The organism is Nocardia sp. NPDC058519, assembly GCF_042719755.1.
Taxonomy (GTDB): domain Bacteria; phylum Actinomycetota; class Actinomycetes; order Mycobacteriales; family Mycobacteriaceae; genus Nocardia.
The window spans coordinates 204,911-224,896 of the sequence record NZ_JBHXNK010000008.1; the positions used below are offsets into that span (position 1 = coordinate 204,911).

At 69.6% G+C, this 19,986-nt stretch carries 18 protein-coding genes; 9 read left to right on the forward strand and 9 right to left on the reverse strand.

Annotated features, from left to right (window positions below; genetic code table 11):
• Positions 1 to 5: 5 nt before the first annotated feature.
• Both ACFWPK_RS12600 and ACFWPK_RS12605 read right to left on the reverse strand, forming a co-directional pair.
• The gene (locus ACFWPK_RS12600) at positions 6 to 488 is read right to left on the reverse strand and encodes a cation:proton antiporter regulatory subunit (protein WP_378914854.1); all 483 of its coding nucleotides are present in this window, start codon (positions 486 to 488) and stop codon (positions 6 to 8) included.
• 37 nt (positions 489 to 525) lie between these two features.
• Positions 526 to 897: a DUF952 domain-containing protein gene (locus ACFWPK_RS12605; protein ID WP_378914856.1), complete on the reverse strand. Its 372-nt coding sequence runs from the start codon at positions 895 to 897 to the stop codon at positions 526 to 528.
• Positions 898 to 1,299: 402 nt separating this feature from the next.
• On the opposite strand from ACFWPK_RS12605, the gene ACFWPK_RS12610 reads away from it, so the two are divergent.
• Positions 1,300 to 1,494 (forward strand): hypothetical protein, encoded by a 195-nt coding sequence (locus ACFWPK_RS12610; protein WP_378914858.1) that lies wholly within the window; start codon positions 1,300 to 1,302, stop codon positions 1,492 to 1,494.
• A 105-nt stretch (positions 1,495 to 1,599) separates the two neighbouring features.
• On the opposite strand, the gene ACFWPK_RS12615 is transcribed toward ACFWPK_RS12610, so the two are convergent.
• Positions 1,600 to 2,355 (reverse strand): TetR/AcrR family transcriptional regulator, encoded by a 756-nt coding sequence (locus ACFWPK_RS12615; protein WP_378914860.1) that lies wholly within the window; start codon positions 2,353 to 2,355, stop codon positions 1,600 to 1,602.
• 137 nt (positions 2,356 to 2,492) lie between these two features.
• Here ACFWPK_RS12615 and ACFWPK_RS12620 point away from each other — a divergent pair, with 137 nt between their 5' ends.
• Complete coding sequence (locus ACFWPK_RS12620) at positions 2,493 to 4,223, forward strand: DEAD/DEAH box helicase (protein WP_378914904.1); 1,731 nt, start codon at positions 2,493 to 2,495, stop codon at positions 4,221 to 4,223.
• Positions 4,223 to 4,771, forward strand: coding sequence for a hypothetical protein (locus tag ACFWPK_RS12625; protein WP_378914862.1), 549 nt, complete (start codon positions 4,223 to 4,225; stop codon positions 4,769 to 4,771). The genes ACFWPK_RS12620 and ACFWPK_RS12625 overlap by 1 nt, the downstream gene beginning before the upstream one ends.
• A gap of 61 nt (positions 4,772 to 4,832) precedes the next feature.
• Here the strand turns inward: ACFWPK_RS12625 and ACFWPK_RS12630 are convergent, their stop codons facing one another.
• Positions 4,833 to 5,570 carry an SDR family NAD(P)-dependent oxidoreductase gene (locus tag ACFWPK_RS12630; protein WP_378914864.1) on the reverse strand — a complete coding sequence of 246 codons (738 nt, stop codon included), beginning with the start codon at positions 5,568 to 5,570 and terminating at the stop codon, positions 4,833 to 4,835.
• 179 nt (positions 5,571 to 5,749) lie between these two features.
• On the opposite strand from ACFWPK_RS12630, the gene ACFWPK_RS12635 reads away from it, so the two are divergent.
• The gene (locus ACFWPK_RS12635; protein WP_378914866.1) at positions 5,750 to 6,352 is read left to right on the forward strand and encodes a TetR/AcrR family transcriptional regulator; all 603 of its coding nucleotides are present in this window, start codon (positions 5,750 to 5,752) and stop codon (positions 6,350 to 6,352) included.
• A 68-nt stretch (positions 6,353 to 6,420) separates the two neighbouring features.
• Here ACFWPK_RS12635 and ACFWPK_RS12640 read toward each other — a convergent pair whose 3' ends face one another.
• On the reverse strand, positions 6,421 to 8,148 hold the full coding sequence (locus tag ACFWPK_RS12640) for a DEAD/DEAH box helicase (protein WP_378914906.1): 1,728 nt from the start codon (positions 8,146 to 8,148) through the stop codon (positions 6,421 to 6,423).
• A 188-nt stretch (positions 8,149 to 8,336) separates the two neighbouring features.
• Here ACFWPK_RS12640 and ACFWPK_RS12645 point away from each other — a divergent pair, with 188 nt between their 5' ends.
• Complete coding sequence (locus ACFWPK_RS12645; protein ID WP_378914868.1) at positions 8,337 to 9,503, forward strand: YihY/virulence factor BrkB family protein; 1,167 nt, start codon at positions 8,337 to 8,339, stop codon at positions 9,501 to 9,503.
• Here ACFWPK_RS12645 and ACFWPK_RS12650 read toward each other — a convergent pair.
• Positions 9,473 to 9,712 (reverse strand): DUF3039 domain-containing protein, encoded by a 240-nt coding sequence (locus tag ACFWPK_RS12650; protein ID WP_056815556.1) that lies wholly within the window; start codon positions 9,710 to 9,712, stop codon positions 9,473 to 9,475. The two genes, ACFWPK_RS12645 and ACFWPK_RS12650, sit on opposite strands and share 31 nt — an antisense overlap.
• Positions 9,713 to 9,855: 143 nt before the next feature.
• Here ACFWPK_RS12650 and ACFWPK_RS12655 point away from each other — a divergent pair, with 143 nt between their 5' ends.
• Positions 9,856 to 10,212, forward strand: a complete 357-nt coding sequence (locus ACFWPK_RS12655) for a DUF3099 domain-containing protein (protein ID WP_378914908.1) — start codon at positions 9,856 to 9,858, stop codon at positions 10,210 to 10,212.
• A 24-nt stretch (positions 10,213 to 10,236) separates the two neighbouring features.
• Here ACFWPK_RS12655 and ACFWPK_RS12660 read toward each other — a convergent pair whose 3' ends face one another.
• The gene (locus tag ACFWPK_RS12660) at positions 10,237 to 11,568 is read right to left on the reverse strand and encodes an MFS transporter (protein WP_378914870.1); all 1,332 of its coding nucleotides are present in this window, start codon (positions 11,566 to 11,568) and stop codon (positions 10,237 to 10,239) included.
• Positions 11,569 to 11,857: 289 nt separating this feature from the next.
• Here ACFWPK_RS12660 and ACFWPK_RS12665 point away from each other — a divergent pair, with 289 nt between their 5' ends.
• The 3 genes from ACFWPK_RS12665 (at position 11,858) to ACFWPK_RS12675 (ending at position 15,441) form a co-directional block, all read left to right on the forward strand.
• Positions 11,858 to 12,595: a VOC family protein gene (locus ACFWPK_RS12665; RefSeq protein WP_378914872.1), complete on the forward strand. Its 738-nt coding sequence runs from the start codon at positions 11,858 to 11,860 to the stop codon at positions 12,593 to 12,595.
• Positions 12,596 to 12,803: 208 nt separating this feature from the next.
• Positions 12,804 to 14,303, forward strand: a complete 1,500-nt coding sequence (locus tag ACFWPK_RS12670; RefSeq protein ID WP_378914874.1) for a methyltransferase — start codon at positions 12,804 to 12,806, stop codon at positions 14,301 to 14,303.
• Between the two features lie 169 nt (positions 14,304 to 14,472).
• Complete coding sequence (locus ACFWPK_RS12675) at positions 14,473 to 15,441, forward strand: sigma-70 family RNA polymerase sigma factor (RefSeq protein ID WP_056811283.1); 969 nt, start codon at positions 14,473 to 14,475, stop codon at positions 15,439 to 15,441.
• Positions 15,442 to 15,551: 110 nt separating this feature from the next.
• Here the strand turns inward: ACFWPK_RS12675 and ACFWPK_RS12680 are convergent, their stop codons facing one another.
• Both ACFWPK_RS12680 and ACFWPK_RS12685 read right to left on the reverse strand, forming a co-directional pair.
• Positions 15,552 to 18,683 carry a GNAT family N-acetyltransferase gene (locus ACFWPK_RS12680; RefSeq protein ID WP_378914876.1) on the reverse strand — a complete coding sequence of 1,044 codons (3,132 nt, stop codon included), beginning with the start codon at positions 18,681 to 18,683 and terminating at the stop codon, positions 15,552 to 15,554.
• Complete coding sequence (locus ACFWPK_RS12685) at positions 18,676 to 19,917, reverse strand: acetoin utilization protein AcuC (protein ID WP_378914878.1); 1,242 nt, start codon at positions 19,915 to 19,917, stop codon at positions 18,676 to 18,678. Before ACFWPK_RS12685 ends, ACFWPK_RS12680 begins: the two co-directional genes overlap by 8 nt.
• Positions 19,918 to 19,986: the final 69 nt, after the last annotated feature.

Below are 19,986 nucleotides of genomic sequence, written 5' to 3' on the forward strand. Positions count from 1 at the left end.
GGCGCTCAGCCGTGCATGAGAATCTTCGCGGCCGCTTCCAGGCCGTCCGGGGTGCCGACGACCACGAGCAGATCACCCTCGGTGAAGGTGAAATCCGGGCCGGGTGAGGGGTGGAGCTGACCGGCGCGCATCACCGCGACGATCGAGGTCTTGGTGCGGGTGCGCATGCCCGTCTCGCCGAGGGTTCGTCCCGCATAGGGTGATTCGTCGACGATGGCGAGCTGGCGGGTGGTGATGCCCGGCAGATCGCGGTGGTCGTCGTTGAGTTTGGCGACCAGTTGCGGTGCGCCGAGCAGGTTCGCCAGCACCGACGCCTCGTCGGTGGACAGCGGCACCTGCGCCGCGATGGCGTCCGGGTCGTCGGGTTTGGACACGATCAGATCGATGTCACCGTCGCGGTGGGCGACCACCCCGACGCGGCGCCCCGACCTGACTTCGAAATCCTTGCGCACTCCGATGCCCGGTAGCGCTGTGACGTCGACGTTCACCTCATCAACAGTAGCCGCGCCCGGCATCGATTGTGGTCTACGCCACTCCGTCCCGGCGCGGTGTGGTGAACACGCCGTCGGGGCCGGGCAGGTACGGCTGCGCGGCGAGCACCGCAGCGACCGGCAGCGGGGCGTAGAGGTGCGGGAAGAGCATCGACGACGGGTCGCTCGGCACACCCGGCTCCCACTTCACCTCGCCGGTGAACGCCGCCGGGTCCAGCCACAGCACGACCATGTCGGCGCGCCCGGCGAAGAGCCGGTTGGCGGGCAGGTGGACCTGCTCCGGGGTGGACAGATGGACGAAGCCCGCGTCGGCCAGCGACGGCGGCCTGCGCTCGCCCGCGCCGCGGGCTTGTTCCCATTCTTGGGAAGAACACAGGTGAACAAGCGTGTGAGTGTCGGATGTCACGGGTAACCTCCGGGTAGACAACAGGTTCGGACGGTCAAGACCCTGTCACAACTCGACATGATCGGCCCGGTTCGGTGGTGCGCCCCGTGCGTAGCGAGCAACACCGCAGCGAGCGACATATTGATGAGTATCAGGATCGAGTGGGAGGTGGCATCAGCGCTTCGCGGGTGATCGGTGGGTGCTCGAATCAGACGACCGGTGGGTGTTCGCTTTCAGCGAAACCGCAGGTCTGTTATCGAAAACACAAAGATTCACTTCCGGGAACAAAGCCTGAACCCCGAACGTCTGACAGAGTAGTCGTACCACTGCTGGGAAGTAGCGGACGCGAGCCGCGTGGAGTGACCACGAGGCCCACACCTAGGCGAACGGCCACGCAGCGCCGGGAGCCGGGACGGAGGAGTCATGCCAGGAACCCTGACCAGCACCCCACTGACCGCTGTCGATCGTTGCGATCGTTGCGGGGCGGCTGCCCGAGTGCGTGCCGTGCTTCCCGCGGGTGGCGAGTTGCTCTTCTGCCAGCACCACGCGAATGAACACATGGACCGCTTGCGCGAACTCGAAGCCGTGATCAACACGGACGAAGCTCCCGCGATCTGACCACTCCTCGCGTCCGAAACAACCACATCTGACAACCGAAAACTCCCAGCAGCGGGCGACCCGAACAGGGCGCCCGCTGTTGCTGTATCCGGATATCGCCGCTGGTCAGGCGTCGGCGAGAATTCCGTCGACGAGAGTGCCCACGCCGTAGCCGAACGCACCGTCCGGGTCAGCGGGGGCCTGGTAGTGCTCGCCGACTGCGGTGCCGACCCGCCCGGCGAGCGGGAATTCCTCGGCGGGCATCACCCGAGCCAGCACGGGGCCGTTGACCTCCCACCACTGCGCGTCACTCAGTTGCGCCGCGGCTCCGGCGGCTGCGATGGCGAGGCGGGCATTGCCGGTGGCGAAGTCGGTGAGCACCGCGATCGCGCGGTCCATGGCCAGATCGTCGAGGCCGACGCCGTCGATCGCGGCCAGTTGACGTTCGTACCGGCGCATCCTGGCCGGGCCGAGTACCTGACGCCACGGGGACACTTCCAGGAGCCATGGGTGTTCGATCAGTTCGGCCCTGATCTGGGTGGCGATGGCGATCATGCGTTCCCGGACCGGCAGGTCGACCGGGATCGGGGTGTCCGCGGCGGCGACGGCGTCGACCATGAGCACGATCAGGGCGTCCTTGCTGGGGACGTAGGTGTAGAGGCTCATCGCGCGCAGGCCGAGTTCCGCGGCGACCGCCCGGATGGTCAGCTTGCCGATACCGTCGCGGTCGGCCAGTGCGATGCCGGCCGCGACCACGTCGTCCACGGTGAGACCGGGTTTCGGACCGCGCGCGCCCGGCTTGGGCAGCAAGGCGTGGCGCCACAGCAATTCGAGGATCTGGGTGGCCTGTGCGGTGGATTTCGCGTCCTCGTCGGCGGGCACGAGCCGTCCTCTCCGGAACTTGTCCGAGCGTTCGGGAACAAACTCAGTACAGTGTACGTTGTTCGGTTGTTCGCGCTTCCCGATCAGAGGAGAACGTTCTGCCCGCCATCGAGGCCACCTACCTTCCCGACCGTCACCTGTTCGCCTTGTGGACGTGGACCGGGCACGATGCCGGTGCCGCGCCGGCGGGAATCGGCGATCCGGAACAGCTCGCCCTCGCGCTGCCCGTGGGTGAGCGCGGCGCGATCGAGCCCGTCGAGGTGTCGACCGCCGTGGTCACACCCGCCGAACTGGCCGACGCCACAGTCGGCGACCTCGCCCCGTCCGCGCTGGCCTGGCGCGCGTTGATGACCGACGAGCGGCCCGCCCGACTGCCCACCGCCGCGCACGCGGTGCCCGATGCGGTCGGTACCGCGATCGTCTCCGCCGAACGAGCGGCGCGGGTGTTGCGCGAGACCCAGGCGCTGGACGGGGAGCTGGCGGGGGTTCTCGATGCCACGCTGCGGCCGTATCAGGTGCGTGGGGTGGGGTGGTTGCGCGAGACCGTTTCGGCGTACGGCGGGGCCGTACTGGCCGACGAGATGGGCCTCGGCAAGACGGTGCAGACGATCGGGTTCCTCCAGGGGCGCGCCGACGGGCCGCAGCTGGTGGTGTGTCCGACCTCGCTGGTCGGCAACTGGGTGCACGAGATCGAACGGTTCGCGCCGGGGTCGAAGCCGGTGCCGTGGCGTGGTGGTGCGGTGTCCGCCGGAGCGGGGACGGTCGTCGTGACCGGGTATCCGACCTTGCGGCTGCACGGTGCGGGGCTGACCGGTGAGCAGTGGGCGACCGTGGTGTTCGACGAGGCGCAGGCGCTGAAGAATCCGCGTACCCAGGTGTCGCGGGCGGCGCGCGCGTTGCCCGCCGACGCGAAGGTCGCGCTGACCGGCACGCCGGTGGAGAACCACCTCGACGAACTGTTCGCGCTGCTCAACCTCACCGTGCCGCGACTGTTCGCGCATCGAACGCAGTTCCGGCGAAGGTTCGTCCGGCCGATCGAGGAGGGTTCGGCCACAGCGGCGGCCCGGCTGCGCGATGCGGTCGAGCCGGTTGTCCTGGGACGCAAGAAACTTCAGGTGGCCGCGTCGCTGCCCGCGAAGATCCACAGTGATCTGCTGTGCGATCTCACCGCCGAGCAGGAACGGGTGTACGACGCGGTGCTCGCCGAGGCCATCGACGAGGGATTCGGCTCTGGCCTGCAACGACAGGGACGGGTACTCGCCGCGCTCACCCACCTCAAGCAGGTGTGCAACCACCCCGGACTGGTCGCCGGCGACCTGGGCGAACTCGCGGGCCGCTCCGGCAAACTCGACCTGTGCACCGACATCGTGGCCACCAACCTCGACACCGGTGATCCCACGCTGATCTTCACCCAGTACCGCAAGACCGGCGACCTGCTGGTGCGTCACCTGGCCGAGCAGTTCGGGATCCAGGCGCCGTTCTTCCACGGCGGGCTCGACGCCACCCAGCGCGGCGACCTGGTCACCCGCTTCCAGGCACCGGACGGACCGCCGGTGCTGATCCTGAGCCTGCGCGCCGCGGGCACCGGCCTCACCCTCACCCGCGCGGCCGATGTGATCCATTTCGATCGCTGGTGGAATCCGGCGGTGGAGGCGCAGGCTTCGGACCGGGCGCACCGGATCGGGCAGACCCGCACCGTCACCGTCACCACCCTCACCAGTGCCACGACGGTGGAGGAACACATCGCGGCGATGCACACCCGCAAGTCCGCGCTGACGGACCTGTCCGATACCGCGGGCATCGCCGAGCTGGCCCGCCTCGACGACGACGCCCTCGTCGACATCCTGCGCCGGAAGCGAGAGAACTGATGGCCGACAACGAATTCGGATACACCCCATGGGGAATGGACTGGGTCCGGCTGGCCGAACCACTACGCCAGACCCGCCCGGAACCCCTGCTGCCCCGGGCCCGCAGCATCGCCCGCAACGACGGTGTCCGCACCGAGATACAGGGGCGCACCGTGCGCGCGCACCTGCATCGCGGCGGTCAGGCCTCGATCGCGCATGTGGAGGTGGCACCGCTGTCGCGGGCGGCGGTGACCGCGATCGGTCTCACGATCACCGACCCGACCGTCCTCACCGACGAGATGCACCGGGCCCTGCTCGACGCGGGTCACTCCCCCGCGCCGACCCTGGTGAGCACCGATTGCTCCTGCTCGGCACGGACCGCGCGCTGCGTGCACGTGTTCGCGACGCTGTACACGATCGCCCGCAAGGTCGACGAGAATCCGCGCCTGGCATTGGAATTGCAGGGCTACTTCGACGCCACCACCGACGCCGATCTGCCCGCGCAGGAACCGCGCTGGACCAGTATCAACACGCTCGACCCGACCCAGTTCTTCGTGCCCGCCTCCTGAGCCGGGACATCGCGGGCCTGCCGGTGGACGCGCACCACGATCAGGTGCCCGTCAGCCCCGCTCAGGCGTTGGTGCCACCGTCCACGGTGAGGATCGCGCCGGTGATCGATCGGCCGGACGGTCCGGCGAGGAAGGTGACCAGGTCGGCGACATCGGCGGCGGCACCGAACCGGCCGAGGGCGTTGAACTCTCGTTGGGTCGAGGCGTGGTCGCTGGCCGCCGGGTTCATGTCGGTGTCGGTGGGGCCCGGCTGGACGAGGTTGACGGTGATGCCGCGCGGACCGAGTTCGCGCGCAAGGGCTTTGGTGAAGCCGTTGAGGGCCGACTTGCTCAGGTTGTACAGCGCCAGCCCGCCGAAGAGCGCGCGCTCGGACAGGTTGGAGCCGATGGAGATGATCCGGCCGCCCTCGCCGAGGTGCGGTAGCGCGGCCTGGCCCGCGACGAAGGCGGCGCGTGCGTGGATGTTCAGCGCGCGGTCGATCTCGTCGAGGGTGAACTCCTCGTAGGGCTTGGCAGGGAAGATGCCCGCGTTGTTCACCAGCACATCGAGGCCACCCAGTTCGCGCGCGGTCCGCTCGACGGCGGCGACGACCTGTGCGGCATCGGCGCTGTCGGCCCTGATCGGCAGCGCCCGCCTGCCCAGCGCCTCGATGTCGGCGGCGACCGCCTTCGCGGCGACCTCGTCGCGCTGGTAGGTGAACGCCACATCGGTGCCCGCGGCGGCCAGTGCGCGGGCGATGGCCGCGCCGATCCCACGGCTCGCGCCGGTTACCAGGGCCACGGTGTTACTGCTCGTCATCAGGGTTACTGCTCGTCATCAGGCTCGCTCCAATTTTGTAGTGGTCGATACACAAATAGACAAGCGCATCCACACCCAGCCGTCAAGAGTTTCTTATCGATCGACACAGAAATAGCGGGCGGGCGCCGCGACCCCAGCTCGGCGCGGTATATTTACCGATCGGCACAGAAAGGTTTCGCATGGCAGAACGCGGGCGTCCCCGGGGCTTCGACCGTGAGGTCGCGCTGCGCCGGGCGATGGAGGTGTTCTGGGAACGCGGCTACGACGGCGCCTCGATGAGCGACCTCACCGCCGCCATGGGTATCAACTCCCCCAGCCTCTACGCCGCCTTCGGCGACAAGGAAGCCCTGTTCCGCGCGGCCGTCGAGCTCTACGGCCGCAGCGAGGGGTCCCACACGGCCAGGGCGCTGCGCGAGCAACCCACCGCCTACACCGCGATCGAGGCGATGCTGCGCGACAACATCCCCATCTACACCGACCCCGGCCTTCCGCACGGCTGCATGGTCGTCCTCGCCGGCGCGACCTACACCACCCGAAATGCCGCGGTCCGCGAATTCCTGGTCGAAGCCCGCCGCCGCACCACGGCCGACATCCACGCCAGGCTCGACCGTGGCGTCACCGAGGGCGACCTCGCCCCCGGCACCGACACCGCTTCGCTCGCCATGCTTTTCAGCACTGTGCTCTACGGCCTGTCGATCCAGGCCAGAGACGGCGTCGGGCCCGACGAACTGAACATCGCCGTCGACAGTGCCATGCAGACACTGGCGGCCGCGACACGCTAGTGGAGCCGCGTGATCGGCGAACGGCCGGACAGGGGGCTACGGCGAGGGCGACCCGTCGGCGGGATCTCTCAGAGTCGGCGCAGGGCCGCGATGCGCTCGCCCAATTGATCGACACTCGCCAATGCGGTTGGCGGACCACCACATTCGCGGCGCAGCTCGCCGTGGATCACGCCGTGCGGTTTGCCGGTGCGATGGTGGTGCATGGCGACCAGGCTGTTGAGTTCGCGGCGCAGCTCGCCCAGTTTGTCGGAGGTCGCGACGCGTTCGGCGACCGCCGCGGGCTGGGGGGCGGACTCCTGGGCGGCGCTTCGGTCGGCGAGTTGGCGGGTCTGCCGGTCGCGCAGCAGCGCGCGCATCTGGTCGGCGTCGAGCAGACCGGGGATGCCGAGGTAGTCGGCTTCTTCGTCGCTGCCCGCGATCGTGGCGGTGCCGAAGGAGGATCCGTCGTAGATCACCTGGTCGAGTTCGGCGTCCGCGGCGAGCGCGACGAAGGACTTCTCGTCCTCACCGGGCTCGTCCTTGGCCTTGTTCGCGTCCATCAGCAGCTCATCGTCGAGGCCGTCCTTCTCGCGATGCGGCTTGCCGATGACGTGATCGCGCTGCAGCTCGAGCTGCGCGGCCAGATCCAGCAGCACCGGCACCGACGGCAGGAACACACTCGCGGTCTCCCCCGGCTTGCGGGCACGCACGAAACGGCCGATGGCCTGCGCGAAGTACAACGGCGTCGACGCGCTGGTGGCATACACGCCGACGGCCAACCGTGGCACGTCGACACCTTCGGACACCATGCGCACCGCCACCATCCACGGCTGGGTGCTCTTGCCGAACTCACCGATGCGCTGCGAGGACTGCGGATCGTCGGAGAGCACCACCGTCGGCCGCTCACCGCAGATGTGTTCGAGCAGTTCGGCGTAGTCGCGGGCCCGTTCCTGATCGGTGGCGATCACCAGACCGCCCGCGTCGGGCATGCCGGAGGCGCGCAGCTGACGCAGGCGCATGTCGGCCGCGCGCAACACCGACGAGATCCAGTCGCCCGCCGGATCGAGTGCGGTGCGCCAGGCCCGGGCGGTGTGTTCGGCGCTCAGCGGTTCGCCGAGCCGGGCGGTGTGCTCCTCGCCCGCGCTGTCGCGCCAGTGCGCGTCGCCGGAGTAGGCCAGGAACACCACCGGACGCACGACGCCGTCGGCGAGCGCGTCGGCATAGCCGTAGGAGTGGTCGGCGCGCGAACGCGGGAAACCACCTTCGTCGGGCTCGTAGGTGACGAACGGGATCTTCGAATCGTCACTGCGGAACGGGGTTCCGGTCAGCGCGAGCCTGCGCGTCGCGTCGCCGAACGCCTCTTCGGTCGCCTCGCCCCAGGTCTTGGCGTCGCCCGCGTGGTGGATCTCGTCGAGAATCACCAGCGTGCGCCGGTTCTCGGTGCGTACACGGTGCCGGGTGGGGTGGGCGGCGACCTGGGCATAGGTCACGACCACGCCGTGATAGTCGCCCGAGGTCGCGCCGGTGGAGTTGGAGAACCGTGAGTCGAGCTGGATCCCGGTGCGCGCGGCGGCGGCCGACCACTGGTGCTTGAGGTGTTCGGTCGGGGCGACGACGGTGATCTGATCCACCGTGCGATCGGCCAGCAACTCCGCGGCAACCCGCAGCGCGAAGGTGGTCTTACCGGCGCCGGGTGTCGCGACCGCGAGGAAGTCACGCGGCTTGGTGGCCAGGTATTTCGTCAGCGCGCGCCGCTGCCAGGCGCGCAACGAACCCGATGGGGCACCTCCGGCGGCAGAATCGCCCGGTGTCCCCACTTGCTTCGCCGTAGCGGCACCACCCGACCCAGTCACGCAGACGACCCTAGCCGCCCGATGCGGCGTGTCGCCAAACCGACGCGGGGTGGGCGACAGGCATCACAACCGCACCCGTGGTCACCGGCCATTTACCTGTTACCCGCCGACACGATGCCCGGCCCGCACCACACGGACCACCGACGTGCGGGATGCTTGACACTGAGATGAGCAACGACCAGGTCCCGGCTGCCGATGCGGCGCACCCGCCGCACGCGCGCCCGCCCCGCGACTCGCCCGCGCGCCCAGCGGTCGCCGCGCAGGCCGCCCCGCAACGTCGCAGCGATCACGCGCCGTGGGTGCGCTGGCTGGCTACGGCGTGGCGGTTGGTGGTCCGGGTCGCGGTCAAGTGCTGGGACAACTCGATCTTCGCCAAGTCCGCGGCCGCGGCGTTCTGGCAGACATTGTCGCTGGCACCGCTGCTGCTCGGCCTGCTCGGCAGCCTCGGCTATGTGGGCGGATTGTTCGGGCCCGACACCGTGCAGATCGTGGAGAGCAAGATCATCGCGTTCAGCCGCGAGTTCTTCAGTCCGTCGGTGGTCTCGGATCTGATCGAACCGACAGTCGACGACGTACTCGGCCGGGGACGCGGCGCGGTGGTGTCGGTGGGTTTCGTGCTGTCGCTGTGGGCCGGATCCTCGGCGATGGCCACCTTCGTCGACGCCATCGTGGAGGCGCACGGGCAGCAGGACGCGCGTCATCCGGTCTGGCAGCGGATCTTCGCGCTGCTGCTGTATGTGCAGTTCCTGGTGGCCGCGGTGCTGATCTTGCCGGTGATCGCGCTGGGCCCCACACGGATCGGGCGGGTGCTGCCCGAGACGTGGCGCGAGCCGGGATTGCGGCTGATCGACACGTTCTACTACCCGATCGTGGGAGTGCTGCTGATCTTCGGCCTGACCACGCTCTACAAGCTGGCTCTGCACAAATCGCTGCCGTGGCATCGGCTCCTCGGCGGTGCGCTGGTGGCCGGGGTCTTCTTCCTGGCGGCCAGCGACCTGCTGCGCCGGTACCTGTCGTGGATCACCGCCACCGGGGTGAGTTACGGCGCGCTGGCCACCCCGATCGCGTTCCTGCTGTTCACGTACTTCCTCGGCTTCGCGGTGATCCTCGGCGCGGAGTTCAACGCCGCCGTTCAGGAGTTCTGGCCTGCCCGGGCCACCCGGATCGAGCAGGTCAAGGAGTGGATCACCAGCCAGGTGCGCGGTGACGAGGAGGACGACGACGACGAGCACGACGAAACCGCCGACGCCCCACCCGAGGCACCGGCGTCACCGACCGAGCCCTGCGCTCAGTCGCCGTCCTTGCGCAAGCCCTCGTAGACCTTCTTGCAGTCCGGGCACACGGGCGAGCCGGGCTTGGCCGAACGCGTCACCGGGAAAACCTCGCCGCACAGGGCGACGACCATCGTGCCCATCACGGCACTCTCGGCGATCCGGTCCTTCTTCACATAGTGGAAGAATTTGGGGGTGTCATCGCTGGTCGTCTCGTCGGTCGTGGTTTCCGGGCGTACCAGAGTGTCTGTACTCACGCCATCCATGATGCCGCATCCGGCGCCCGCACCGCTGACCAGCCGCGTGTGCGCTCGACGACGCAGAGTGGAAGACTCGGGGTATGCAGTCCTACGGCGATGTCCCAGGCGCCGACCAACCGAAGCCGGACCCGGAAGTGACCATGCCCACCGAGCCCAAGCCCTCGCGTGGGTTCTTCCGTCCCGCCCCCGCCGAACATGCCGTGCTGATCACCGAGGCCGCGCCCTCGCTCGACGAGCAGCATCGCGCCAGGGTGCGCCGCTACACGTTCATCATGGCCTTCCGAATCCCCTGCCTGATCCTGGCCGCGATCGCCTACAGCGCGTTCGAGAACCCGCTGCTGTCGATCCTGATCATCGCCGCCTCGGTGCCACTGCCGTGGATCGCGGTGCTGATCGCCAACGACCGGCCGCCGCGCACCAAGGACGAACCGAGCCGCTGGGACGGCCGCAACAATCAGATCGCCCTCGAATCCGGGCACCACAAGTCGATCGAATAGCCGACCGACCCCGCTGGTTCTCCGCTACCCCGCCGTCTTCGGTCTGCGGACCAGCATCGACATGACGGCCGCGATGCCGCAGAGCGCGCCCGCGACATACCAGGCGAGGTCGTAGGAGCCCTGGAGGTCACGGATGAGGCCGGCGCCGGTCGCGGCGATCGCGGCACCGACCTGGTGGGCGGCGAAGACCCAGCCGAACGCGATCGGGCCGTCGGCGCCGAAGAGCTCACGGCACAGCAGCACCGTCGGCGGGACCGTCGCGATCCAGTCCAGGCCGTAGAACACGATGAACACCCACATGCTCGGCTCGGTGTGCGGGCCGAGCAGCGACGGCAGGATCAGCAGCGACAGCCCGCGCAGCGAGTAGTAGCCGAGCAACAGGTAGCGCGGGTCGACGCGGTCGGAGAGCCAGCCCGAGGCGATGGTGCCCGCCACATCGAAGATTCCGATCAGTGCCAGCAGTCCGGCCGCGGTGGTCGGTGGCATGCCGTGGTCGTGGGCGGCGGTGACGAAATGGGTGCCGACCAAGCCGTTCGTCGAGGCGCCACAGATCGCGAACCCGCCTGCCAGCAGCCAGAATCCGCGCTTGCGCGCGGCCGAGGCCAACACCGTCAGCGCCCGGTTCGCGCCGCCGGCGATCGGCACCCGCGCCCCCGCGTCCGAATCGGCGGGCGCCCCGTAGGCGCGCACGCCGACATCGCTGGGGTAGTCGCGCACGAACAACCACACCAGCGGCACCACCGACAGCGCCACCGCCGCCACGATCAGCGACGGCAACCGCCAGCCGTGCTCGGTGGCGAGCATCGACACCAGTGGCAGGAACACCAGCTGCCCTGTCGCGCCCGCGGCGGTGAGCACCCCGGTGACCAGGCCGCGACTCTGGACGAACCAGCGTCCGGTGATGGTGGCGACGAACGGCATGGACATCGACCCGACACCGACGCCGACCAGCAGTCCCCACGTCGCCACCAGCTGCCACGCCTGGGTCATGAACACCGTCAGCCCGCTGCCCGCGGCGATCAGCACCAGCGCCGAACACACCACCCTGCGGATGCCGAATCGGTCCATCAGCGCGGCGGCGAACGGCGAAATCAGGCCGTAGAGCAGCATATTCAGCGAGATGGCGGTGGAGATCGTCGCGTGCGACCAGCCGAACTCGGTGTGCAGCGGGTCGATGAGGACGCTGGGAACCGAGCGGAAGGCTGCCGCGCCGAGCAGGGCCACGAATCCGACGCCCGCCACGATCCACGCGGGATGGAGTCGACCGCGTCCGTCGGTGCCCGCTGCCGGCGCGTGGGTGAGGTTGTCGGCCGGTTCGTCGCCGGTGGGCGGCAGGGGCGCACGTAGATCGGTCACTTGCCCAGCGTGCCGGATCGGCCAAGGACGGACTAGTGGCCGGTATGACATGTTTCGTCGATATCCTGCCAACGCATACTGGCGAGCGGGCCTTGTCGACGGCCGCACACACTGTGCACCAAGAACTCTCGACTCCCGCACCCTGCACGCAAGGTTCCCTCGACCGCGGCGCTCGCGCAACTGGTCGACAGCGGCCCTCATGCCGCCTACCGTTCGGACAGGACTGCCGACAGTGCGACCGGAACGGGCCGACCGCTCGGCGAGTCCCGCATACCGGAAGGGAGACAGCATGATTCGCTGGACCTGGGCGTTTCTCGATCGACCCGTCGATACGTTCGCCGAGTGTGCGCGGTTCTGGGCGAAGGTCACCGATTCCACGGTGTCGGCGCCGCGTGGCGAGCACGACGAGTTCGTCACGCTGCTGCCCGCCACCGGACCCGCGTGGATCAAGATGCAAGCGGTCGGTGACGACGGTGGCATCCATCTCGACCTCGACGTCGACGACATCGCATCGGCGGTAGCGACCGCGACCGGCCTCGGCGCCCGCGTCACGGCCGAGCAGCCCGACTACACCGTGCTGGAATCGCCTGCCGGACAGACGTTCTGCCTCACCCCGGCCGCCGACCGATCGGGTCTCGGGCCCGCACCGGTCACGGTATCGACCGCACCCGACGGCACAGTGACCCGCCTCGACCAGATCTGTCTCGACCTGTCCCCCACCGACATCGACGCCGATACCGCCTTCTGGCAGGCACTCACCGACTGGACGCACAAGCCCGGCCGCCGCCCGGAGTTCTCCCGCCTCCGCGGCCCCGACCAGCCACTGCACTTTCTGCTCCAACGTCTCGACGACCCCGGCCCCACGGGCGCCCACGCCGACCTGGCCTCGTCGAACATCACCGCCACCGCCGCCTGGCACGAATCCCTCGGTGCCACCCGAATCACCGACGCCGAACACTGGATAGTCCTACGTGACCCAGGAAACGGCCTGTACTGCGTGACATCCAGGGACCCCTACACCGGCTGAGCCACCGCCGACATCGACCCACCGCGAACACAGTAGACGCGCCATCCGGCCCGACGGCTTTCGGTGCGCCGCGTGTTCACAAACCGCCGCAGCCACCCGCGCCGCTCAGGCGGCCAGAGGTCTGCGTACACGGCGACACGCAGCGGTAGCTGGTCGATCTCCGTGCTCACGGTCCTGGCAGAGTGGGCGCGTGCCTACGAACCCGACGATGACCGACTCCCTGCTCACCGCGCTGTGCCCGGACCTGCGCACCGCGCTGCTCCGGGTCGGTTACGACGCCGACACGCTGGTGGAGGCATTGGGGCCGGATGTGCATGCGGCGCTGAGCCGTTCGGAGCCGGTGCCGGTGCGCCGGGCCGCGCGCGCGGCCGGTGACCTGGGCACGCTGGTGCGGTTGTTGCTGCTCGGCGATGTGCTGCCCGAGCGCGAGGTCGCGGCCGCGCTGGCGCCGGTGCGCATCGACGCGGCGGTGGCGGCGGGTCTGCTCATCCGCGAGGGTGACGAGGTCAGGGCCGCACTGGATCTGCGGCCGCTCGATGCAGGCGCGGGTACGCGGTGGATCCTGTCCGATCTCGACGATTCGATGCGGCGGCGCACGCTTACCGAGGATCACGTCCTCGGCGTCGGGCACGCGTCACTGTCCTTGCTGCGCGCGACACCGACCGAACCCGTCGGCACCGTCTTGGATCTGGGCACCGGCTGTGGCGTACAGGCCGTGCACGCGGCCGGTTACGCGGGCCGGGTCACCGCGACCGACGTCAACGCGCGGGCCTTGTGGCTGGCGCAGGCCACGGCGGCGCTCAACGAACTCGAGATCGAGCTGCTCGAGGGGTCCTGGTTCGAGCCGGTGGCCGGGCGGCGCTTCGATCAGGTCGTGGCCAATCCGCCGTTCGTGGTCGGTCCGGCACGCATCGAGCACACCTATCGCGACTCCGGGCTCGCCCTGGACGGCGCCAGCGAACTGGTCATCGGGCAGGCGCCCGCGCTGCTGGCACCCGGCGGCACGGCCGCGATGCTCGCCGCCTGGGTGCACGTGGACGGCGAGGACTGGCGGCAACGGGTGTCGAGCTGGTTGCCCGCCCACGGCGTCGACGCGTGGGTCGTGCAGCGCGACGTCGCCGATCCTGCCCTCTACGTCGGCACCTGGCTGCGCGACGCGGGCCTCGACCCCCGCGACCCGGCCGCCCAGGAACAGGCGGCGCGGTGGCTCGATGCCTTCGATGCCGCCGACGTCGAAGGAATCGGGTTCGGCTTCGTCTATCTGCGCGCGATCGACGGGCCTACCGAACTCCTCGCCGAGGACCTCACCCACGGTTTCGACGACCCGCTCGGCACCGAGGTGGCCGGGTATTTCGCGCGGTCCGCGTGGCTGCGCGCGGTGGCGGGCGACGAAAAACTCGCGTGGACATCCCGTTTCGCGCCGAGCCCGGCGACCGCGCTGGAACGGGTGTACCTGCCCGGCGAGTTCGGCTGGACCGAGCAGGTGTCCCGGCTGCATCGCGGCGACGGACCACGCTGGCAGCACGAGGTGGACGAGTCGACGGTCGCCCTGGTCGCGGGAATGCGGCCCGACGGACTGCCGTTGTACGAACTGATCGAACTACTCGCCCTCGCCGACGGAGCCGAGCAGGTCACGCCGGAATTCGCCGCCCAGGCACTCGGCGTCGTCGCCGGACTCGTCCGCCACGGATTGGTCCGGCCCGTCTGAACCGGCCCGCGGTGGCAGCGAGTGGCGACCACGGCGCTCTTCTCAGGAACTTCTCAGCCGTTGGGGTGGGAACCAGCAGCTCAGAGCGGTTTATCGACCGCGGGAACGGGAACTTTCTCTAAGTCGGGTCCGTTGAACGGAATGAGACACCACCGACAGGAGGCAAGTCATGACAAGCCCCGCCACCACTCGTTTGCGCCCCAGTGAGGCCGATATCGACGCCCAGAGCCCCGCAGCCGATCTGGTACGCGTGTACCTCAACGGAATCGGACGCACGGCACTGCTCACGGCGGCCGACGAGGTCGAGCTGGCCAAGCGCATCGAGGCGGGCCTGTATGCCCAGAACCTGCTATCGACCGGTAAGCGGTTGACGGCGGCTCGCAAGCGTGATCTGGCGATCCTGGTCCGCGAGGGCTCCGCCGCCCGCTCGCACCTGCTCGAGGCCAACCTGCGTCTGGTCGTATCCCTGGCCAAGCGCTACACCGGTCGCGGCATGCCGCTGCTGGACCTGATCCAGGAGGGCAACCTCGGGCTGATCCGCGCGATGGAGAAGTTCGACTACGCCAAGGGCTTCAAGTTCTCCACCTATGCCACCTGGTGGATCCGTCAGGCCATCACCCGCGGCATGGCCGATCAGAGCCGCACCATCCGGCTGCCCGTGCACCTGGTCGAACAGGTGAACAAGCTCGCCAGGATCAAGCGTGAACTGCATCAGCAGCTGGGCCGCGAGGCCACCGACGCCGAACTCGCCAACGAGTCGGGCATCCCGGTGGAGAAGATCGCCGACCTGCTCGACCACAGCCGCGACCCGGTGAGCCTGGACATGCCCGTCGGCAACGACGAGGAAGCCCCGCTCGGCGACTTCATCGAGGACTCCGAGGCCACCTCCGCCGAGAGCGCGGTCATCGCGGGCCTGCTGCACCACGACGTGCGCAGCGTCCTCGCCACCCTCGACGAGCGCGAACAGCAGGTCATTCGCCTGCGCTTCGGTCTCGACGACGGCCAGCCGCGCACCCTGGACCAGATCGGCAAGCTGTTCGGCCTGTCCCGTGAGCGGGTCCGCCAGATCGAGCGCGAGGTCATGTCCAAGCTACGCAAGGGCGACCGCGCCGACCGCTTGCGCGCCTACGCCAGCTGATCCCAAATCTCGACGGCCCCCCGGGGTCGTCTGCCGAAACGCCGACCGGCGACCGCGAACCCCTCCCCTCCGGGTCGCGAGCCGGTCGGCGTTGTTCGTTCACCCGCACCTCAGGCCAATCGGCGGGGGCCGGTGTCGAAGCGGCTGGGTTCGGGGCCGATGCGGGCGCGGGCGTAGATGATCTCCGCCGATGCCGGGGCGGCCAGCACGGGGTCACAGGAGAGTTCGCGCATCTGGGGGATGTCGTCGAACAGGGCCGAAATGCGTTGGGCCAGTTCGGCGAGGGCTGCCTTGTCGACGCCCGCTCTGCCCGGTCCGTCCGACAGCAGCGGTGCCGCGCGTGGTGCGTCGATGAGTGCGGTCGCTTCGTCCTGGGTCAGCGGTAGAGCGCGGTAGGCACGGTCGCCGAGCAGGTCGATGATCATGCCGGAAAGGCCGAATTGGATGACCGACCCGAACGAGGGGTCATCGGTGACGCGCAGCACGCAGCCGACTCCCTTGGTCGCCATCCTCTGCACGTGCAGAAGTGGATCGCCGCAGATCTCCACCAGGTCGGTGTAGGCCTGACGGACCGCGTCCGGTCCCCACAGGTCCAAGCGCACCCCGATCAGATCCGGTCGGCGCCGCCACAGCTCCCCGGTCGCCTTGGCCGCGACCGGATAGGCCAGTTCCTCGGCCGCGGCGACCGCCTGTTCGGCATCGCGCACCGCCCGGAACTCGACCACGTCGATCCCGTAGCACCCGAGCAGCAGCACCGCCTCCTCATCGGTGAGCCACCGGCCGCCCGATTCCGCCAACCAGCCCTCCACCAGGGCCGCCGCGGCCGCGGTGTCGATCCCGGGCGGGCGCACCACCGGCGAGATGGGCCGGTCCCGCCAGCGCGCGTACCGGTCGACCCTGGCCAGCGCACGCGCGGCCCGCTCCGGGTCCGGATAGGACGGGATGGATCCGCGCGCGGGTGCGCCCGCGGTGGTACGCACCGCCAGCTGTCGCGGAATGCCCGATTCGGCGACGAACGTGGTGAGCACCGGCTTGCCCGGCGCCGCCGCTGCGGCCGCCCGCAAGGCATCCCCGAAGCCCTCCATCGGCACCGGAACCGGCGGCGCGACCACGACGATCACCGCGTCGACCTCCTCGCTGCGTAGCGCAGCGAGGACCGCTTCCCTGAAGTCGGCCGGCGTGGCATCCGGTCCGAGGTCCACCGGCCCGTCCACACCGACGACGCCCCGCTCGATGGGCCCGGCAATGTCGGCATCGTGCTCGCGAGGTTCGACGCTGTCCGCACCACGGCCCACGCGCCGAGAACTTCGCACGCCCCAGCCGGTCCAGCCGACACGATCCGCACCCTGCTCCGCACGATCGGAATCCCGTGCGGTCCGCCGCACACGATCTGCTCCCCGCCCGGCGCCTCCACGATCTGCGCCCCGGCCGACTCGCCCTGCTCGGTCCGCATCTCGCTCGGCCGCTGCTGCCGAATCCCGGTCGATCCGCAGAGTTCTGTCCGCACCTCGCTCGGCCGAGACCGCACGACCCGAATCCCGCTCGGTCGGCTGGGCGCTGTCCGCGACCCGCCCCTCGGACCGAGCGCTCTGCACGCCGGTCGGGCGGGCGCTGTGTACGCCGTGTTCGGTCGGGCGGGCGCCGGGACCCCGGTCGACAGCCGTCACGGGCCGGTACACGTGCAGACCTTCGCCGCGGGCGGCGTCGATAGCCAGCCAGTTCAGCGCGGCGCTGTTGCCGACCACGGCGACCCGGGGGCCCTTCGGAAGCGGCTGACAGGCCAGCAGGGCGGCGCAGTCGAACAGTTCGGAGATGGAGTCGACCTGGATGATTCCGGCCTGGCCGAAGAGGTCACGGACCACCGTGCGGTCCATGTCCGCACCTGCCGCGAGGCGCCCACTGCTCACCGCGACGATCGGTTTGCCGCGTGCCACCCGGCGCGCCAGCCGGGAGAACTTGCGCGGATTACCGAAGCTCTCCAGGTACAGCAGGATCACCTCGGTGTCAGCGGCGGTGTCCCAGTACTGGAGCAGATCGTTGCCAGAGACATCGGCTCGATTGCCTGCCGAGACGAACGTCGACAGACCGAGGTTGCGGGCCGCGGCCTCGCCGAGAATCGCCGCTCCGAGCGGGCCGGACTGGCAGAAGAAGCCGATCCGCCCGCGCTCGGGGAGAACGGGGGCCAGGGTGGCGTTCAGGCCCACCGCCGGGTCGGTATTGGCGATGCCGAGCGCGCTGGGCCCGACCACCCGCATGCCGTGTCCACGTGCCGCGGCGACCAGGTCGTGCTCGGCGGCCAACCCGGCCGCCCCGGTCTCGCCGAAGCCCGCGGTCAGCACGACCAGGCCCTTGACTCCCTTGGCCATGCAATCGTCGAGAACCGCCCCGATCGCGGCAGGCGGCACCGCCACCACCGCCAGGTCCACCTCGTCGGGGATCTCGCGCACCGTGGCGTAAGCGCGCACGCCGCGCACCGAACGCCGGTGCAGATTCACCGGGAACACCGGCCCGCTGAAACCGCCGGCGAGCAGATTCGCGAGCACGGCACCGCCGACCCGGGTCTGCTCCGGTGACGCGCCGATCACCGCGACCGAACCGGGTGCGAGCAGATTTCCGACGCTGCGCGCCTCCGAGGCCGCCTCCCGCGAATCCCGCACGGTGCGCAGCGCTTCGGTGGGGTCGATGGCGAATTCGAGGTGCACTTCGGAACCGTCGCGACTGCGCTGCAGTTGGTAGCCCGCCTCACGGAAGACCGTGATCATGGCCTCGTTCTCGGCCAGTACCTCGGCGACGAACGCGACCACTTCGTTCTCGGCGGCGGCACCGGCCAGATGCTCGAGCAGCACCGAACCGAGCCCGCGGCCCTGGTGCTCGTCGGCGATCACGAAGGCCACCTCGGCCGCGCGTGGGCCCGGCCGGGCGAGCAGCTCGTAGCGGGCAACGCCGATGATGGACGTGCCGAGTACCGCGACGAGACCGACCCGATCGCGGTAGTCGACGTGGGTGGTGCGGTACATGTCCTTCGGCGAGATCTGTGGGTACGGACCGAAATAGCGCAGATACCGGGTGCGATCGGACAGACCCGTGTGAAAGGCGGCGAGCGCGTCGGCATCGGTGGGCACGATCGGGCGTAGCTGGACCACACCGCCGTCGGCGGCGAGTACATCGCCGTACCAGTGTTGCGGTGGCGCAGGCGGATTCGCGGGCGTGTCGGAGGTATCGGGCAGCAGTGGGTCAGTCACGGGGGTCCTCCGGGTCGAGCCCGAGCAGACCGAAACTCGCCCGCCGGGTGGCCGTGATAGCGGTGTCGACCGCTCGCTGGGCGCGGATCTGGCCCGCGTCGCCGATCTCGGGTGTGCCGCCGGGGCCGTCCCAGGCCCGGTAGGCGGTGTCGCCGCCGTCGCTCATGGTCGTCGGTGGTTGCACGCGCGGCGCGGATGCTCGCACCTGTTCGATCCAGTCGGCGGGCACCGGCGTTTCAGGGGCCAGCGGCCGGTCGAGTGCCGCGGCGAGCAGGTGGGTCCAGGCGCGCGGCACCACCCGCACCACGCCGTATCCGCCGCCCCCGATGGCCAGCCAGCGCCCTTCGGCGTATTCGTCGGCCAGGTCCCGCATCGCGAGAAACGCCGCGCGCTGGCCGTCGACGGTGAGTTCCAGATCAGCGAGTGGATCCTCGCGGTGGGTGTCGACACCGCACTGGCTGATGATGATCTGCGGCCGGAAAGCGGCCACCGCGCCGGGTACCACCGCGTGAAATCCCCTCAGCCACTGCGCGTCCCGCGTGCCGGGCAGCAGCGGCAGGTTGATCGAGGTGCCTTCGGCCGCCCCGACACCGGTCTCCTCGGGCCAGCCGGTATTGGGCCACAGCGTGGCCGGATGCTGGTGCAGCGAGACCGTGAGCACGCGCGGATCGGCATAGAACGCCCGCTGCACACCGTCGCCGTGGTGGACATCGACATCGAGGTAGGCGATGCGGTCGAAGCCGTGGTCGAGCAGCCACGAGATGGCGATCGCGGCATCGTTGTAGACGCAGAACCCCGCCGCCGAATCCGGCATGGCGTGGTGCATTCCGCCGCCGATGCTCACCGCGCGCCGAGTCCGGCCCGCCGCGATCTCGCGGGCGGCGGCGAGCGTGCCGCCGACGATCACCGACGCCGCCTCGTGCATGTGGGGGAACACCGGATTGTCGGCGGTTCCGAGCCCGTAGGCGGCGTCCTCGGGCGTCGGCGGTCCCTGCCCGGCCCGGCGCACCGCCTCGATGTAGGAGCTGCTGTGGACCCGCATCAGGTCGGATCGGGTGGCCGCGTCGGGTGCCAGCGGCTCGACACCATCGAGAAGACCTAGGCTTTGGGCCAGCGACATAGTGTATTGCAGGCGCGCCGGCTTCATCGGGTGCTCCGGACTCCAGGTGTAACCGAGGAATCGCTCGGTCCATACGACGGTCCCTGCGTGTTCGCTGCGCGGCGACGTGACCATGCTCGCCACGCTAGCCGGAAGCAGCGGCCCCCGTGCAGCGTTGACATGCAGTAGAAATAGGGCCGCTGG

Coding starts and splice junctions, on each gene's coding strand:
- ACFWPK_RS12610 (WP_378914858.1), top strand. CDS start 1,300: ATGCCAGGAACCCTGACCAGCACCCCACTGACCGCTGTCGATCGTTGC.
- ACFWPK_RS12625 (WP_378914862.1), top strand. CDS start 4,223: ATGGCCGACAACGAATTCGGATACACCCCATGGGGAATGGACTGGGTC.
- ACFWPK_RS12630 (WP_378914864.1), bottom strand. CDS start 5,570: ATGACGAGCAGTAACACCGTGGCCCTGGTAACCGGCGCGAGCCGTGGG.
- ACFWPK_RS12635 (WP_378914866.1), top strand. CDS start 5,750: ATGGCAGAACGCGGGCGTCCCCGGGGCTTCGACCGTGAGGTCGCGCTG.
- ACFWPK_RS12645 (WP_378914868.1), top strand. CDS start 8,337: ATGCTTGACACTGAGATGAGCAACGACCAGGTCCCGGCTGCCGATGCG.
- ACFWPK_RS12655 (WP_378914908.1), top strand. CDS start 9,856: ATGCCCACCGAGCCCAAGCCCTCGCGTGGGTTCTTCCGTCCCGCCCCC.
- ACFWPK_RS12665 (WP_378914872.1), top strand. CDS start 11,858: ATGATTCGCTGGACCTGGGCGTTTCTCGATCGACCCGTCGATACGTTC.
- ACFWPK_RS12670 (WP_378914874.1), top strand. CDS start 12,804: ATGACCGACTCCCTGCTCACCGCGCTGTGCCCGGACCTGCGCACCGCG.
- ACFWPK_RS12675 (WP_056811283.1), top strand. CDS start 14,473: ATGACAAGCCCCGCCACCACTCGTTTGCGCCCCAGTGAGGCCGATATC.
- ACFWPK_RS12685 (WP_378914878.1), bottom strand. CDS start 19,917: ATGGTCACGTCGCCGCGCAGCGAACACGCAGGGACCGTCGTATGGACC.